General features: G+C 66.3%; 9 protein-coding genes. 2 read left to right on the forward strand and 7 right to left on the reverse strand.

The window, feature by feature from the left end; translation table 11 throughout:
• Positions 1–77 precede the first annotated feature (77 nt).
• On the reverse strand, positions 78–3674 hold the full coding sequence (locus tag O1Q03_RS06475) for an indolepyruvate ferredoxin oxidoreductase family protein (protein WP_269502278.1): 3597 nt from the start codon (positions 3672–3674) through the stop codon (positions 78–80).
• Between the two features lie 103 nt (positions 3675–3777).
• Here O1Q03_RS06475 and O1Q03_RS06480 point away from each other — a divergent pair, with 103 nt between their 5' ends.
• Positions 3778–4683 (forward strand): LysR family transcriptional regulator, encoded by a 906-nt coding sequence (locus tag O1Q03_RS06480; RefSeq protein WP_269502280.1) that lies wholly within the window; start codon positions 3778–3780, stop codon positions 4681–4683.
• Between the two features lie 55 nt (positions 4684–4738).
• Here the strand turns inward: O1Q03_RS06480 and O1Q03_RS06485 are convergent, their stop codons facing one another.
• The 6 genes from O1Q03_RS06485 to O1Q03_RS06510 all read right to left on the reverse strand — a co-directional run bounded on the left by O1Q03_RS06485 (position 4739) and on the right by O1Q03_RS06510 (position 13502).
• Positions 4739–6190, reverse strand: a complete 1452-nt coding sequence (locus O1Q03_RS06485) for an MFS transporter (RefSeq protein WP_269502282.1) — start codon at positions 6188–6190, stop codon at positions 4739–4741.
• Positions 6191–6248: 58 nt separating this feature from the next.
• A complete protein-coding gene (locus O1Q03_RS06490; protein WP_269502283.1) occupies positions 6249–8237 on the reverse strand; it encodes an aconitase family protein in 1989 nt (662 codons plus the stop codon).
• 108 nt (positions 8238–8345) lie between these two features.
• The gene (locus tag O1Q03_RS06495) at positions 8346–9233 is read right to left on the reverse strand and encodes a LysR family transcriptional regulator (protein WP_269502284.1); all 888 of its coding nucleotides are present in this window, start codon (positions 9231–9233) and stop codon (positions 8346–8348) included.
• Positions 9234–9415: 182 nt separating this feature from the next.
• Entirely contained in the window at positions 9416–10855 is a 1440-nt protein-coding gene (locus O1Q03_RS06500; protein ID WP_269502368.1) for an aldehyde dehydrogenase family protein, read from the reverse strand.
• Positions 10856–10863: 8 nt separating this feature from the next.
• Positions 10864–11790 carry an NAD(P)-dependent oxidoreductase gene (locus O1Q03_RS06505; protein ID WP_269502285.1) on the reverse strand — a complete coding sequence of 309 codons (927 nt, stop codon included), beginning with the start codon at positions 11788–11790 and terminating at the stop codon, positions 10864–10866.
• Positions 11791–11840: 50 nt separating this feature from the next.
• On the reverse strand, positions 11841–13502 hold the full coding sequence (locus O1Q03_RS06510) for an NAD(P)/FAD-dependent oxidoreductase (protein ID WP_269502286.1): 1662 nt from the start codon (positions 13500–13502) through the stop codon (positions 11841–11843).
• Between the two features lie 38 nt (positions 13503–13540).
• Between O1Q03_RS06510 and O1Q03_RS06515 the strand changes: the two genes are divergently transcribed.
• A complete protein-coding gene (locus tag O1Q03_RS06515) occupies positions 13541–14587 on the forward strand; it encodes a GlxA family transcriptional regulator (RefSeq protein ID WP_269502287.1) in 1047 nt (348 codons plus the stop codon).
• Positions 14588–14692 lie beyond the last annotated feature (105 nt).

A 14692-nucleotide genomic window follows, 5' to 3' on the forward strand; every position in this document is an offset into this window, starting at 1 on the left:
GCTTCGTCCAATCGATCCGCATTGCAGCTAACGGCGAGCCCGGCCTGAAACAAAACCGCGCCCGCCGTCGATGGCCGTCACGCGATTGCCACGGATCGCGCCGGCATCCGGTATGCGTCGAGCAGCCGCTCCCGCTTCTTCTCCGCCGCCGCAACGTTGCGCGCCTTCACGTGGCCGAAGCCGCGAATATCGTCGGGAAGGCTCGCGAGTTGCAGCGCGACCGGCAGGCGTTCCGCGTCGAGCGTCGCGCAAAACTCGTCGACGAGCGCGATGTAGTCGGCAATCAGCCGACGCTCGTCGCGCCGCTCGTCGGTGTGCCCGAATACGTCGAACGGCGTGCCGCGCAGCCCCTTCAGTTTCGCCAGCACCCGGAAGGCCGGCAGTATCCACGGGCCGAAGCGCTTCTTCTGCAGGTGCCCGTGCTCGTCGCGCTTCGCCAGCAACGGCGGCGCGAGATAGAAGTTCAGCGCGTAGTCCCGCCCCGGCACGCCGTCGAACTGCTGACGCAATTTCTCCAGATAGGCGGGATCGGCATACAGGCGCGCGACTTCGTATTCGTCCTTGTATGCCATCAGCTTCGCCAGGTTCGCCGCCACGGCGCGCGTCAGCGACAGGTGCGCAGTACCGGCGACCCTCGACTCCGCGGCCCGGATGCGGTCGACCACGTCACGATAGCGCCGCGCGTACGCATCGTTCTGGTACGCGGTGAGCAACGCCTCGCGCGCGCCGATCAGCGTATCGAGCGATTCGGGCGTCTGCTCGACGGTGCGCCGCGGCGCGGCAGCAGGCGCGATGATCGGCTGGACCGCAGCCGCGCCGTGATGCGCGATATAGCGCCCCAGCGTGAACGCGTGCTGATTCTTGTCGACCGACACGCCATTGAGTTCGATCGCACGTAGCAGGCTCGTGAGTTCCAGCGGCAGCCAGCCCTTCTGCCACGCAAAGCCGAGCAGCAGCGGATTGCTGTAGATCGAGTCGCCCAGCAGCGCAAGCGCGAGCTGGTTCGCGTCGATGAATGCACATCCGTCGCCGATGCTCTCGCGCAGTTCGGCCTCGGTCTGCGTGCCCGGAAAGACCCATTTCGGATTCTTGACGAATTCCGCGGTCGGGGTCGCGCCGCTGTTGATCGCGGCGACCGTCACGCCATGCCGGGTGCGCGACAGCACGTCGTTCGATGCCGACACGATCGCATCGCAGCCGATCACGAGCCGCGCTTCGCCCGTCGCGATGCGCGTCGCGTGCAGCGCGTCGGGCGTCGCCGCGATCTGCACGTGGCTGAGCACTGCGCCGCCCTTTTGCGCGAGACCGGCCATGTCGAGCACCGTCACGCCCTTGCGCTCGAGATGCGCGGCCATGCCGATCAGCCCGCCGATCGTCACGACGCCCGTGCCACCCACGCCCGTCACGAGAATCCCGTACGCGCCCGCCAGTGCCGGCAGCGACGGCATCGGCAACGCATCGAAGTCGAACGCGCCGGCGCTGCGGCCGCGCGCGGCCACAGGCTTGCGCAGCTGCGCGCCCTCGGCCATCACGAAGCTCGGGCAGAAGCCGTTCACGCAGGAGAAATCCTTGTTGCACGACGACTGGTTGATCTTGCGCTTCGTGCCGAGCGGCGTATCGAGCGGCTCGACGGACAGGCAGTTCGACTGCACCGAGCAGTCGCCGCATCCTTCGCACACCGCGTCGTTGATGAACGCGCGGCGCGCCGGATCGGGATACGCGCCGCGCTTGCGACGCCGCCGCTTTTCGGTCGCGCAGGTCTGGTCGTAGATCAGCACCGTCGTGCCCGCGACGTCGCGCAGCATTCGCTGAACCGAATCCAGCCGATCGCGATGATGCACGTCGACGCCCGCGGGCAGCGCGACGCCGGCATCGTACTTCTCAGGCTCGTCCGTCACGATCACGATGCGCTTCGCGCCTTCCGCACTCACCTGATGCGCGATCTGCGGCACGGTCAGCACGCCGTCGACCGGTTGGCCGCCCGTCATCGCGACCGCGTCGTTGTAGAGAATCTTGTACGTGATGTTCGCGTTCGACGCGATCGCCGCGCGAATCGCGAGCAGGCCCGAATGGAAGTAGGTGCCGTCGCCGAGATTCACGAACACATGCTTGTCGCCGGAGAAGTGCATCTGGCCGAGCCATGCGACGCCCTCGCCGCCCATCTGGCTGAACGTTTCCGTCTTGCGGTCCATCCACATCGACATGTAATGGCAGCCGATCCCGGCCAGCGCGCGCGAGCCTTCCGGCACACGCGTCGAGGTATTGTGCGGGCAGCCCGAGCAGAACCACGGCTTGCGCTCGACGGACACGCGCGGCTTCGCCGCGTCGCGCTCCTTCGCGTCGATGATCGCGACACGCGCGAGCATGCGCGCGCGCACGTCGTCGGGCAGGTCGGCACGCGCGACGCGCCGCGCGATCGCCTTCGCGATGAGGGCCGGCGACAGCTCGTAGTGCGCGGGCAGCAGCCAGTCGCCGCGCGGCACCGACCATTCGCCGCCTTCGTTGTCGCGCTCGTCGAACTTGCCGTAGATCTTCGGACGCACGTCCTCGCGCCAGTTGTACAACTCTTCCTTCAGCGCGTATTCGAGAATCTGGCGCTTTTCCTCGACGACGAGGATTTCCTCGAGGCCCGTCGCGAACGCGCGCGCGTCCTGCGCATCGAGCGGCCACACGCACCCGACCTTCAACACGCGCAGGCCGATCTTCGCGCAGGTCTCGTCGTCGAGGCCGAGGTCGCTCAGCGCCTGGCGCACGTCGAGATAGGCCTTGCCCGCCGTGATGATGCCGATGCGCGGCGTCGGCGAATCGATCACGATCCGGTTCAGCCGGTTCGCGCGCACATAGGCGAGCGCCGCGTACCACTTCTCGTCGAGCAGCCGCGCCTCCTGCGCGAGCGGCGCATCCGGCCAGCGGATATTGAGGCCGCCTTCCGGCATCGCATAATCGGTCGGCGTGACGATTTCCACGCGGTCCGGGTCGAGGTCGATCGAGGCCGTCGATTCGATCACGTCGGTCACGCACTTCATCGCGACCCACAGGCCCGAGTAGCGGCTCATCGCCCAGCCGTGCAGCCCGTAATCCAGGTATTCCTGCACGTTGGCCGGATAGAGCACCGGGATGCCCGCCGCGATGAACGCGTGCTCCGACTGGTGCGCGACCGACGACGACTTCGCCGCGTGATCATCGCCCGCGAGCACGAGCACGCCGCCGTGCGCATCGCTGCCGGCGGAGTTCGCGTGCTTGAAGACGTCGCCGGTACGATCCACGCCGGGGCCCTTGCCGTACCACATGCCGAACACGCCGTCGCGCGTCGCACCCGGCCACAGGTTGATCTGCTGCGTGCCCCACACTGCCGTCGCGGCGAGATCCTCGTTCACGCCGGATTGGAACACGATGTCGTTCGCCTGCAGGTGGCGCTTCGCCTTCCATAGCGACTGGTCGAGCGCGCCGAGCGGCGAGCCGCGATAGCCGGAGATGAAGCCCGCCGTGTTCAACCCGGCCTTCCGGTCGCGCGCCTTCTGCAGCATCGGCAGACGCACCAGTGCCTGCGTGCCGCTGATGTAGACGCGGCCCTTTTCGAGCGTGTATTTGTCGTCGAGCGACACGGCATCGGTATGCGGGGCGGCCGTTTCGGCCGGCGGTAGCGACGCAACAGCGGGTTCTGGCGCGTTCATGGCGGGACTGTCTCCGGGGTGATCGTGATTTTTCAGTCGAGTATAGGAAGCCGATTTGCTATCGTAAAATCACAAATAGACAATCCTGGTATCCGAAAATCAGATGGCATTCGATCTCACGCTCCGGCAGCTGCGCTACTTCGCGGCGGCCGCCCAGACCGGCCAGTTTTCGATGGCGGCGGCGAACGAACACGTGTCCCAATCGGCGATCACCAACGCGGTGCTGGCGCTCGAACACGGGCTCGGCACACGGCTCTTCGAGCGCTTGCCGCAGGGCGTCGCGCTCACGCCCGACGGCCAGGATTTCTACAACCATGCGCGCCGCGTGCTCGACGCCGCGCGCGATGCGGTGCACAAGCCGCCGTTCCGCTCGCACGACTTGCGCGGCACCGTGCGCATCGCCGCGTCGTACACGGTGCTCGGCTATTTCCTGCCGGAGTTGCTCGCACGCTTTCGCGCGACCTATCCGTTCATCGAGTTCGACCTGCGCGACATGGAGCGGGCCGACAGCGAACGGGCGGTGCTCGACGGCGACGTCGACATCGGCGTGGTGCTGCTGTCGAACGTCGACAAGCTGAGCCGGTTCGGCAGCCAGGTGCTGATCCGCTCGCGGCGCCAGCTGTGGGTCGCGCCGACGCATCCGCTCGCGCAGGTCGACGCGCCGTCGCTGAAGGACATCGCCGCGCATCCGTACATCCTGATCACGGTGGACGAGGGCGAGCAGTCGACGCTGCGCTACTGGAAGAAGAAAGGAATCGCGCCGAATATCGCGTTTCGCACCAGCTCGATGGAGGCGCTGCGCGGGCTGGTCGCACACGGCTTCGGCGTGACCGTGCTGTCCGACATGGTGTTCCGGCCGTGGTCGCTCGAGGGCAAGCGGATCGAAGCGCGGCCGATTCTGGACGCCGTGCCCCAAATGGACGCCGGCATGATCTGGGCGAAAGGCGCGCAGTTGAGCGGGCCGGCCGCCGCGCTGCAGCAGTTCCTGATCCACGCGTGCGGCACGTGAACCGTCGGGCGCGCAGCGGCCCGCGACTTCGGCCGCTGCGTGCGACAGCCGCCGGTCAGTGCGAAATGCGCTCGAGCGACTGGCCGAGCGTTTTCGGGCCCATCAGCCCGATCGCGAGCATGACGAGCGCCATTGCGCCGGCGATGAACACGAACACGCCGGTGATGCCGAATTCCTTCAGCGTGAACGCGATCGCGAACGCGCTGAACACCGCCGACAGCCGGCTCCACGAATAGACGAAGCCGACCGCGCGCGCGCGAATGGCCGTCGGATACAGCTCCTGCTGATACGCGTGGTACGTGAACGAAATGATGTTGCCGGCCAGTGTCAGCAGCACGCCCAGCGATACGATCGCAACCGCCGCCGACGCCTGGCTGAACAGCAGCCCGCTAACGATATTGAGCGCGGCCATGCATACGATCACGTGCTTGCGCTCGAAGCGGTCCGCGATCCAGTAGCCGAGCAGCGGCCCGAGCGGCGCGGCAAGGCCGATGATCGTCGTGTACAGCAGGCTCGACGTCACGGTGATCCCCTGCTTGACGAGCAGCGTCGGCACCCAGTTCGCGAAACCGTAGAAGCCGACCGTCTGGAAGATGTGGAAGACGACCAGCATCACCGTGCGCTTGCGGTACGGCGTCCTGAGCATGTCGGCGAACCCCGCGTTGCGCTGGACGGGGTCGGCCGGGCCCGGCTCGGGCAACGGCCCGCCGTACTGGCGCGCAACCTGCGCCTCCAGCCGCGCGAGCACTTCATCGGCCTCCTGAATACGGCCCTTGCCGGCGAGCCAGCGCGGGCTTTCCGGCAAATTGCGCCGGAAGTACCAGACGAACAGCGCGCTGATTCCGCCGAGCAGGACGACCCATCGCCAGCCGTCGACGCCGAACGGTGCGGCTGGCACCAGCAGATACGACAGAAACGCGACGACCGGCACGGCCGAGAAGCCGATCGTCTGACAGACCGCGAACGCGCGGCCGCGCAGATGCTTCGGCGCGAGTTCCGACATGTAGGTGCCGATCGTGACCAGCTCGACGCCGATGCCCAGGCCCGACACGAAGCGCCAGAAGTTCAGGCCGCTCGCGGTGTCCTGGAACGCCATCACCGTATTGGCCGCGACGTACCACAACAACGACCACGTGAAGATCGACCGGCGGCCGAAGCGGTCGGCGAGAAAGCCGCATGCGGCCGTGCCGACGAACAGCCCGCAGAACAGCGCGGCGATGAAGCTCGCGACGCCCGACGTGCCGAACAGCCCCGCCGTGGTCGGCGTGAGAATGCGGCTCTTGACGAGACCGGGTGCGATGTAGCCGGTAAAGAGCAGGTCGTACAGCTCGAAGAAGAAACCGAGGCTCAGCAGTGCGATCAGTTTCCAGACCGCGGGTGTCGCGGGAAGCCGGTCGAGTCGTGCCGAAATCGCGCCCACGCCGGCCGCCGATGCCGTGGATGCAGCCGCCGCGGCGGCTGCGGCTTCGGCGGCGCGCAGGGTCGATGCGCGCTCCACAATAGCCATGTCTGTCTCCTGTCTCGTCGTTGGAATAGATAGCGCCGCGCGTGCGGCGCCGAACCGCTTATGGGTACTGCGCCTGCAATTCGGCAAAGGACGCGATGCGGCCGGCCAGCGCGCTCGCGACGACGGTCGGCGGGCTCGCGAGCCACACCTGGCCGGGGCCGGACCGGCCGGGGAAGTTGCGGTTGATCGCGCTGATCGTCACTTGCGCAGCATCCGTCGACGAACCGGGCCCGCAGTTCGCGCATGCGCCGCATGACGGTTGCAGCAGCACCGCGCCCACGCGCTCGAAGGTGTCGAGATAACCGCGCCGCGCGCAGTAGTCGCGGACGTCCGACGTGCCGAACTGCAGATAGAGGCTCACGTCGGCCGGTACGCGCAGCCCGCGCGCCGCCGCCCACGCCAGCACTTCGTGGTAATGGTCGAAGTCTTCGCGCTTGCCCGCCGTGCACGAACCGCCATACGCGATATCGACACGCGGCCGTTCCGCGAGGTCGCGCAGCGCGATGCCGTTGCCCGGGTCGCCGGGCGCCGCCAGCATCGGCGTGATGCGTGTGCAGTCGATCTCGATCACGTCCGCGTACGGCGCCCCGGCGTCGCTGCGCATCCACGGCTCGATCACGAAGTCGATGCCGCGCCGCGCCTTCAGGAATCGCACGGTTTCCGCGTCGGGCGCGACGATGCCCGTGAAGCCGCCCAGCTCGGCCGTCATGTTCGTGAGCGTCGTGCGCTCGTCCGTCGTCAGTTGCGCCATGGCGGAGCCCGCGAACTCGAACACCTTGCCGACACCCGAGCCGGCGCGAATCTTCGGATCGGCGAGCAGGTGCAGCACCAGATCCTTGGCCGTCACGCCGCGCGGAATCGAACCGTTGTATTCGATCCGCAGCGACGGTGGCACGGTCATCCGCACCGCGCCCGTCACGAACGCGTTCGCCATGTCCGTGGTGCCGACGCCGAATGCGATGCAACCGAGCGCGCCGCTGTGCGGCGTGTGCGAATCGGTGCCGACCACGACCTGGCCCGGCAGCGCATAACGCTCCGCCATCATCGCGTGCGAAATGCCTTCCGATCCTTCATCGACGCGCGCGCCGCCACCACTGCCGGATTCCGCGAGATAGCCGTGATTCGTCAATCCGTAGTCCTTCGCGAATTGCCGGTGTGCGGCCGACAGCTCGCGCACGTCCGGAAGCAACCCGTTGCGCACGTGCAGCTCGCTGCGATGTGCATACGACAGGTGATCCTCGAACGCGACTATCGTCTCCGGTTGATGCAGCGACAGCGGCTTGCCGAACGCCGCATGCAGCATGTGCGCGGCCATCCCCGTGTAGTACTCGTGGATGAAGCGCCAGTCGGCGCGAACGAACACGCCCGCGCCGGGCACGAACGCGGTTCCGGTTCCGGCCGTGCGCAGCGCGTGGCGCTCGAGAATTTTCTGCGCGAGCGTGCGCGGCGCGGCATGCGTCGAATCGGCCGAATCGGCCGCCTCGCCCGCCGGCTCGATCTCGCGCATCTGTTGCGCACCGTAGCGCAGCAGGCCGCCGCTGCGCAGGATCGACGCGGCCAGGTCGTCGCGCGTCGCGACGAGTTCCTCGATGTCGATGGATTCGCCGCGCCGGATGCGTTCGATCAGGCCGAAATCCGTCGACGTGAAGAGGCCGAGGTTGTCCGCGTTCTGCCGGTAAATCCGCTCGAAGCTCTTCGCGATCACGAGCCGGATGCCCGCGCGGTATTCCGCGAGCGGACTATGCTCGCGCGACGACCCCTTGCCGTAGCGATTCCCCGCGACCGTCACGCGAAAGCCGCCGGCCAGCACGGCGCCCGGTCCGATCGGATTGCGGCCGCCGGTGCGAAAGCCGAGATACGGGAAGCGGCCAAGGCGCTCGTCGAAGCGCGTCAGCACGCTCATCGGCGTGATTTCATCGGTCGATATATCGTCCCGCAGCGGCCCCGCCTCCGCCTGCGTCAGGTCGGCGCCGCCGAGTTGCCGTTCGACGCGCTCCGGATCATCGCAAAGAAACAGGAGCCGGCCCGCCACATCCACTGTTGCCATCTGATTTCTCCTTGGATTGAAATCTAGACGGCTGCTATAGCGGAAACGAAGTGCTCGATCGGCAAGCGGGGCATCGCAAATCGCGATGTCCGCGTAAACCCTGCGGCCTCAGATGCCCGCGAGCGCGTCGATCAGCGCCTGGACGGCCCTCAGGCGCGACGATTTCCTCAGCGCATGGACATGCAGCGCGCGCTCGCGCGCCCACCGCTCGTCGAGCGGCCTGCGCACGAACCCGTTCGAGCCGGCGAACGCCGACGCCGCGCTGGTCGGAACGATGCCGATGCCGAGCCCCGCCTCGACCATCCGGCATTGCGCGTCGAAGCTGTTGACCGTCACCGACAGCGTCAGCGGCATGCGTGCGGCGTCGGCCCGTTCCTTGAGCGTCCGGTCGAGCGAGCCGCCGGCCTGCAATGCCACGAGCGGAAAGCGCAGCACGTCGCCGAACGCCAGTGCCGAAAGCGCGGCGAGTTCGTGATCGAGCGGCAGCACGACCATCAGCGGATCGTCGGCGAAGTGCCACGACTCCAGCCCGCCCGGCAGCTTGCCGCACGCCGAGATGCCAACGTCTGCGCGGTCGTCCACGCATGCGCGGACCACCTCGTCGCTGATCTCTTCCGTCAGCGCGATCTGCACGAGCGGGTAACGTGCCTGAAACGCCTTCAGCCGCTCCGGCAGGAAGCCGACGATCGCCGATGCGTTCGCATGCAGGCGCACGACGCCGGCGACCTCGCCGCTCAACGACTGAACCTCGCGCGCCAGCGACTGCAACTGGTCGTGAACCGATACGGCGCGCGAAAATGCGTGACGGCCGGCTTCGGTCAATTCGACACCGGACGGCGAGCGGATCAGCAACGGGACGCCCATCGCCGCTTCGAGATCGGCGATGCGCCGGCTGAGCGCCGACGGCGCGATATGGTTGCGGCTGGCGGCGCGAGAGATCGAGCCTTCCTGAACGACGGAAATGAACAGCTCCAGGCTGTACGGATCGATACGCATGCGGGCGGATCCTTGGGCGGCTTTCGTGATGTGACGTGTCGTGGAATGCGTGCGGACCGGTGCAGCGGTTCATCTCCAGCCATATTAGCAGCGGCGATCCGTCACGCATCGCACCGACGCCGCCACGGCCAGCGCACGTCGCGAAGCCGGTTCCGGATCCGCCGCGCGCGTCGACATCGCCGTCACGCGAGCTGATACGTCGTCTTCACCCGCGTAAAGAACTGCCGCGCATACGTCCCCTGCTCGCGCGGCCCCAGACTCGATCCGCGGTTGCCGCCGAACGGAACGTGATAGTCCACACCCGCCGTCGGCAGGTTCACCATCACCATGCCGGCCGACGAGCGGCGCTTGAAGTCCTCCGCATGCTTCAACGACGTCGTGACGATGCCTGCGGACAAGCCGAACGGCGTGTCTTCGGCCGCCGCCAGCGCCGCTTCGTAATCGGGCACCTTCAGCACGGCCAGTACCGGCCCGAAGATCTCCTCTCGGTAGATGCGCATGTGCGGCTGCACGTCGGTAAACAGCGCCGGCGAAAAATGATAGGCGTCCTTGTCGTTGTCCAGATGCTTGCCGCCGCACACCAGCGTCGCGCCTTCCTGCACGCCCGACTCGACGTACGACAGGTTCTGCCTGAGCTGGCTCGGGTCGACCACCGGGCCGATATCGGTGTCGGCACTCAGCGCATCGCCCACGCGCAACGCACGCGTACGCGCCGCGAGTTTCTCGACGAACGCATCATGGATGCCGGCCGTGACGATCACGCGCGAGCTGGCCGTGCAACGCTGGCCGGTCGAATAGAACGAGCCGTTCAGCGCGACCTCGACGGCAACATCGAGATCGGCGTCGTCCAGCACGACGAGCGGATTCTTGCCGCCCATCTCCAGTTGCACGCGCACCAGCCGCTCGGCCGCGATCCGCGCGACCTGCCGGCCCGTCGATTCGGATCCGGTGAACGTGATCGCATCAACCTGCGGCGAACGCAGGATCGCGTCGCCGACGGTGCGGCCCGGCCCGATCAGCAGGTTGAACACGCCGGCCGGCAAGCCGGAGCGGGAGATGATCTCCGCGAGCGCCCACGCGGATGACGGCACCAGTTCGGCCGGCTTGAACACGACCGCGTTGCCGAACGCGAGCGCCGGCGCAACCTTCCATGCGGGAATCGCGAGCGGGAAGTTCCACGGACTGATGATGCCGACCACGCCGACCGGCTGCGTGAACACGTCGACGCCGACACCCTCGCGCACCGAATCGTATTTCTCGCCGTTCGCGCGCAGCGCTTCCTGCGCGTAGAACTTGAACGAGTGGCCGGCGCGGTCCACTTCGCCCAGCGCTTCGCGCACGATCTTGCCTTCCTCGCGCGCCAGCAGCTCGGCCAGTTCCTGACGGCGTTCGAGAATCTCGCTGCCGATGCGATCGAGTATCGTCGCGCGCAGTTGCGGGTTGCTGCGGCGCCACGTGCGGCTCGCGTTCGCGGCCGCCTGGATCGCGCGCTCGGCGAGCGCGGCATCGGCACGCGCGAAGCGCTCGACGATCTCGGCCGGCGCCGACGGATTGCGGTTCTCGAGCAGATCGGCCCGGCTGTCCGGCTCGACGAAGCGGCCGTCGACGAAGCTGGTCTTGATGATGGAAGTCATGCGGTTACCTTCTGGATGGCAAATTGCGGCACGTCGCCGTTCGCGAATTCGACGATGTTGTTCAGCGCCTTGTCGATCAAGCCCTGCATCGCGTCGGCGCTGCTCCATGCAACGTGCGGATTGAGGATGAAGTTGTCGTGATCGATCAGCTGGAAGATCGGGTCGTCGACGTCGACCGGCTCGTTCACCAGCACGTCCAGCGCCGCGCCGCCGATCGTTTCGTCGAGCATGGCGTCGATCAGCGCCGCTTCGTTGACGATGCCGCCGCGCGCCGTGTTGATCAGGATCGCGTCGCGCTTCATCTGCGCGAGTTCCTTCGCACCGAGCATGTTGCACGTTTCGTCGGTGAGCGGCACGTTGATGGACAGCACGTCGCTGCTCGCAAGCAATTGTGCGAGCGGCACGAAGCCCGCACCGCGAAACTCGCCGCCCTTGTCGTAGAGCAGCACGTTCATGTCGAGGCCGCGCGCGAGCTCCGCGAGCCGGCGCGCGATCACGCCGTTGCCGATGATGCCGAGCGTCTTGCCGGCCACATCGCGAATCCGGAAATCGAAATAGATGTTGCGCGCCGGCACCTCGCCGCGATGGACCTTGCGCATCAGCCGGTGATAGCTGCTCGGCCGGCGCAGCAGTTCGAACATCATCGCGATCACGTGCTCGGCCACCGTGTTGGCCGCATAGCCTGGCACGTTCGTCACCACGATGCCGTGTTCGTGACAGTAGTCGAGATCGACGATATCGGTGCCGGTCAGCGCCAGCGAAATCATTTTGAGCTTCGGCAACTGGCGCAGATGTTGCGCCCGCAGCGGCACGCTGCAGGTCAGCGCAACGGTGGCGTCGTGCAGCCGCGCGACGAGGTCCTGCGACAACGTATAGCTGTAGCTGGTCCACGTATGCTCGAACGGCAGTTGGGGAACTTTCACCGAAGGCGCGATGCCTTCATGGTCGAGAAAAACGACGTGATGCGACATGATCATCCCTTGCTAACGACTTTCTTGGGCGCATAGCCGGCAGGCGCCAGCGACGTGAGGAAATTGGTGAGTGCGCCGGCATCGCGGTCGAGATCCTCGAGCGACTCCTTGCGCACCAGCGCGTTGCGCACCATGCGCGCGCCGATGAAACGGAACGGCTCGGGCGGCAGCAACTTCATGTGCTGGTTGACGAGGCCGCAATTGGCCCACTCGTCGTTGGCCTCCTCGACCAGCGACTTGATGATGCGGCTGGCAAACACCGTGGGGCCCACGCCCGCACCGGAGAAACCGATGCCGAACACGATGTCGCGATGGCCGCCGAGATAGCCGAAATTGGGCAGGCCCTTCATCGCGCGATCGAGCGGCCCCGTCCAACTGTTGACGATCGGCACGTCGGCCAGCTTCGGATAGAACGAGCGCATCTCGGCGGTCACGCCGTCGACCGCCGGGCACGGTTTGTCGTACAGCGCGCCGATCTTCGACGCGAAGGCGAACTGGCCCAGCGGCTTGCCGAACACGATGCGGCCGTCCGGCGTGTTGCGCCAGTAATTGAGCACGGTGCGCGAATCGCTCACGCACACGCCGGTCCTGAAGCCCGTCGCATCGAGCCGCGACTTCATCGGCGCGGTCGCGATCATGTCGCTCGACATGACCACGAACATCCGCTTGAGCTCGGGGAATTGCGCGCCCCATGCATTCATCGCGATGACCACCTTGCGCGCCGTGATCTTGCCGCGCGGGGTATACACCACCGGCGGCTTGCTGCGCTCGAGGCGCGTCATCGGCGTCTTCTCGTAGATGCGCACGCCGAGCTCGATCGCCACGCGGCGCAGGCCGCGCGCCAGCAGCGCCGGCTGCACGGTCGCCGCATTGGGATCGAAAATGCCCGACAGGATTCGCGGCGAGCCGGACTTGTCGCGCACCTCGTCCGGCGACAGCGCGCGGAACGGGTTCACACCGTACTTCTCCAGGCTCTCGGTCAGCACCAGCCACGAGTTGTGCTGACGCGGATTGCTCGCGGTCCACAGCCAGCCGTGCTTGCGGAACTGCGCATCGACGTCGTGCTCGCGGCAGAATTCGCCGATTTCATCGATGGCCGATTCCGCGGCCTCGCAGATGCGCCGCGCCTCGGCTTCGCCGCAGATGCTCATCAGCGACAGATATTTGGCCCACCAGTTGTTGACGAAGCCGCCATTGCGCCCGCTCGCGCCGGAACCGCAGCGGTCCTTTTCGATCACGACGATATCCAGGCCCGGTTTCGCCTTCTTCATCCGGATCGCCGACCACAGCGCCAGGTAACCGCCGCCGATGATGCACACGTCGGCCTGCGTCGATTCCTCGAGTGCGGGCGCCAATGCACATTCGCGATCCAGCGCCTGCGCATACCAGAAACCTCGGTACATAGTTTTTGCCCCGTTAGAGATCAATACATGGGGCAGATTTTCCGGTTGCCGAACCGGCGGGGCTATCACGGGAAGGACAATTCCTAGAATGCCGGGTATGTGGCCACCTAGGGCTTTCCCTAGCTCCGGCAGCGTATTTTTCGCTTCGAACGCGTGCGGCGACGGCCATACCCTCAGGCCCCTGTTTGCTGTCCTTCCCGTTATATTTTTCGGTGTTTTTGCCACATACAGGACATCGGCAAACTCGTACACTGCGGGCATACGGCGTGCCGGATTCTCATCTTTCTCGAGGATGAGCGATGAATACAGATAACGAAGACTACGGAGACGCAAGCCAGGATGCCGAAGAAGTGCTGCCCGGGCGGCCCGATTTGCGCGTCGGCTTCATCCTGCTGAATCAGTTCACGCTGGTCCCGGTGGCCGGGCTGGTCGATTCGTTGCGGTTCGCGGCGGATAAGTCGTTTCGCAGCCGCCAGATCTACTGCCAGTGGGACTGGATGACCTGCAACGACGAGCCGATCTCCGCGAGCTGCGGGATGCCGATCCTGCCGACCAAGCGGCTCGAGCTGCTCGAATCGTACGACTACATCGTGGTCGCCGGCGGCCTGCTCGCCGAAACGCGCAATCCGCCGGAATGGCTGCTGGATGCGCTGCGCAACGTCCATGCGGCCGGCATCCCGATCATCGCGCTGTGCTCCGCGTCGTTCGTGCTCGGCAAGGCAGGGCTGCTCGACGGCCGCCGCTGCGCGGTTCACTTCACGATCCGCGACGAGTTCAGTGAACGCTTTCCGCTCGCCACCGCATTGATCGACAAAAGCTACGTGGACGACGAAGGCATCATCACGTGCCCTGGCGGCACGGCGATCGATCTCGCCGCGAACATGATCCGGCGCCACTGCGGCGAGATTCGTGCGCAGAAAGGGCTCAAGTACCTGCTGGCGGACACCGCGCTCGAAACCGCGCCAGAACATGAACGCGACAGCGAACCGCACGTGTACCAGAACGAGATCGTGCGCAAGGCGATTGCATTCATGCGTGCCCATCTCGGCGCGTCGGCCACGCTGAAGGAAGTCGCGGAGCACGCAGGTACCAGCGCGCGGCAACTGCATCGCGCGTTTCTGAACAACACGAACGATGCGCCCGCGAACTACTGGAGAAAGCTCCGGCTCGAGCACGCCCGCAAGCAGCTGGCGGACACGAGCCTGAACGTCACGACGATCGCGATCGAGTGCGGGTTCTCGGATGCGTCGCACTTCATCCTGTGGTTCCGCAAGCAATACGGAGAGACGCCTTCCGTCTATCGCAAACGCCGACATGAGGTGGAACGGCTGCTGACCGCGCATTGACGCGTGGCGCGCGCAGGACTTCGATGTGCTGGCGCGCTGCTTCTTCCGCGCTTCCGTTGCGGGCCGGACGACGCTTCGGCAAAAACTGGAGCGGCTTGTGCAGGA

It is taken from the genome of Burkholderia sp. IMCC1007, from assembly GCF_027257875.1.
In the GTDB taxonomy this organism is placed as follows: Bacteria; Pseudomonadota; Gammaproteobacteria; order Burkholderiales; family Burkholderiaceae; genus Burkholderia.

Excerpts from the sequence above, each read along its gene's own strand:
- O1Q03_RS06475 (WP_269502278.1), bottom strand. The coding sequence starts at position 3,674 with ATGAACGCGCCAGAACCCGCTGTTGCGTCGCTACCGCCGGCCGAAACG.
- O1Q03_RS06480 (WP_269502280.1), top strand. The coding sequence starts at position 3,778 with ATGGCATTCGATCTCACGCTCCGGCAGCTGCGCTACTTCGCGGCGGCC.
- O1Q03_RS06485 (WP_269502282.1), bottom strand. The coding sequence starts at position 6,190 with ATGGCTATTGTGGAGCGCGCATCGACCCTGCGCGCCGCCGAAGCCGCA.
- O1Q03_RS06490 (WP_269502283.1), bottom strand. The coding sequence starts at position 8,237 with ATGGCAACAGTGGATGTGGCGGGCCGGCTCCTGTTTCTTTGCGATGAT.
- O1Q03_RS06495 (WP_269502284.1), bottom strand. The coding sequence starts at position 9,233 with ATGCGTATCGATCCGTACAGCCTGGAGCTGTTCATTTCCGTCGTTCAG.
- O1Q03_RS06510 (WP_269502286.1), bottom strand. The coding sequence starts at position 13,502 with ATGCCCGCAGTGTACGAGTTTGCCGATGTCCTGTATGTGGCAAAAACA.
- O1Q03_RS06515 (WP_269502287.1), top strand. The coding sequence starts at position 13,541 with ATGAATACAGATAACGAAGACTACGGAGACGCAAGCCAGGATGCCGAA.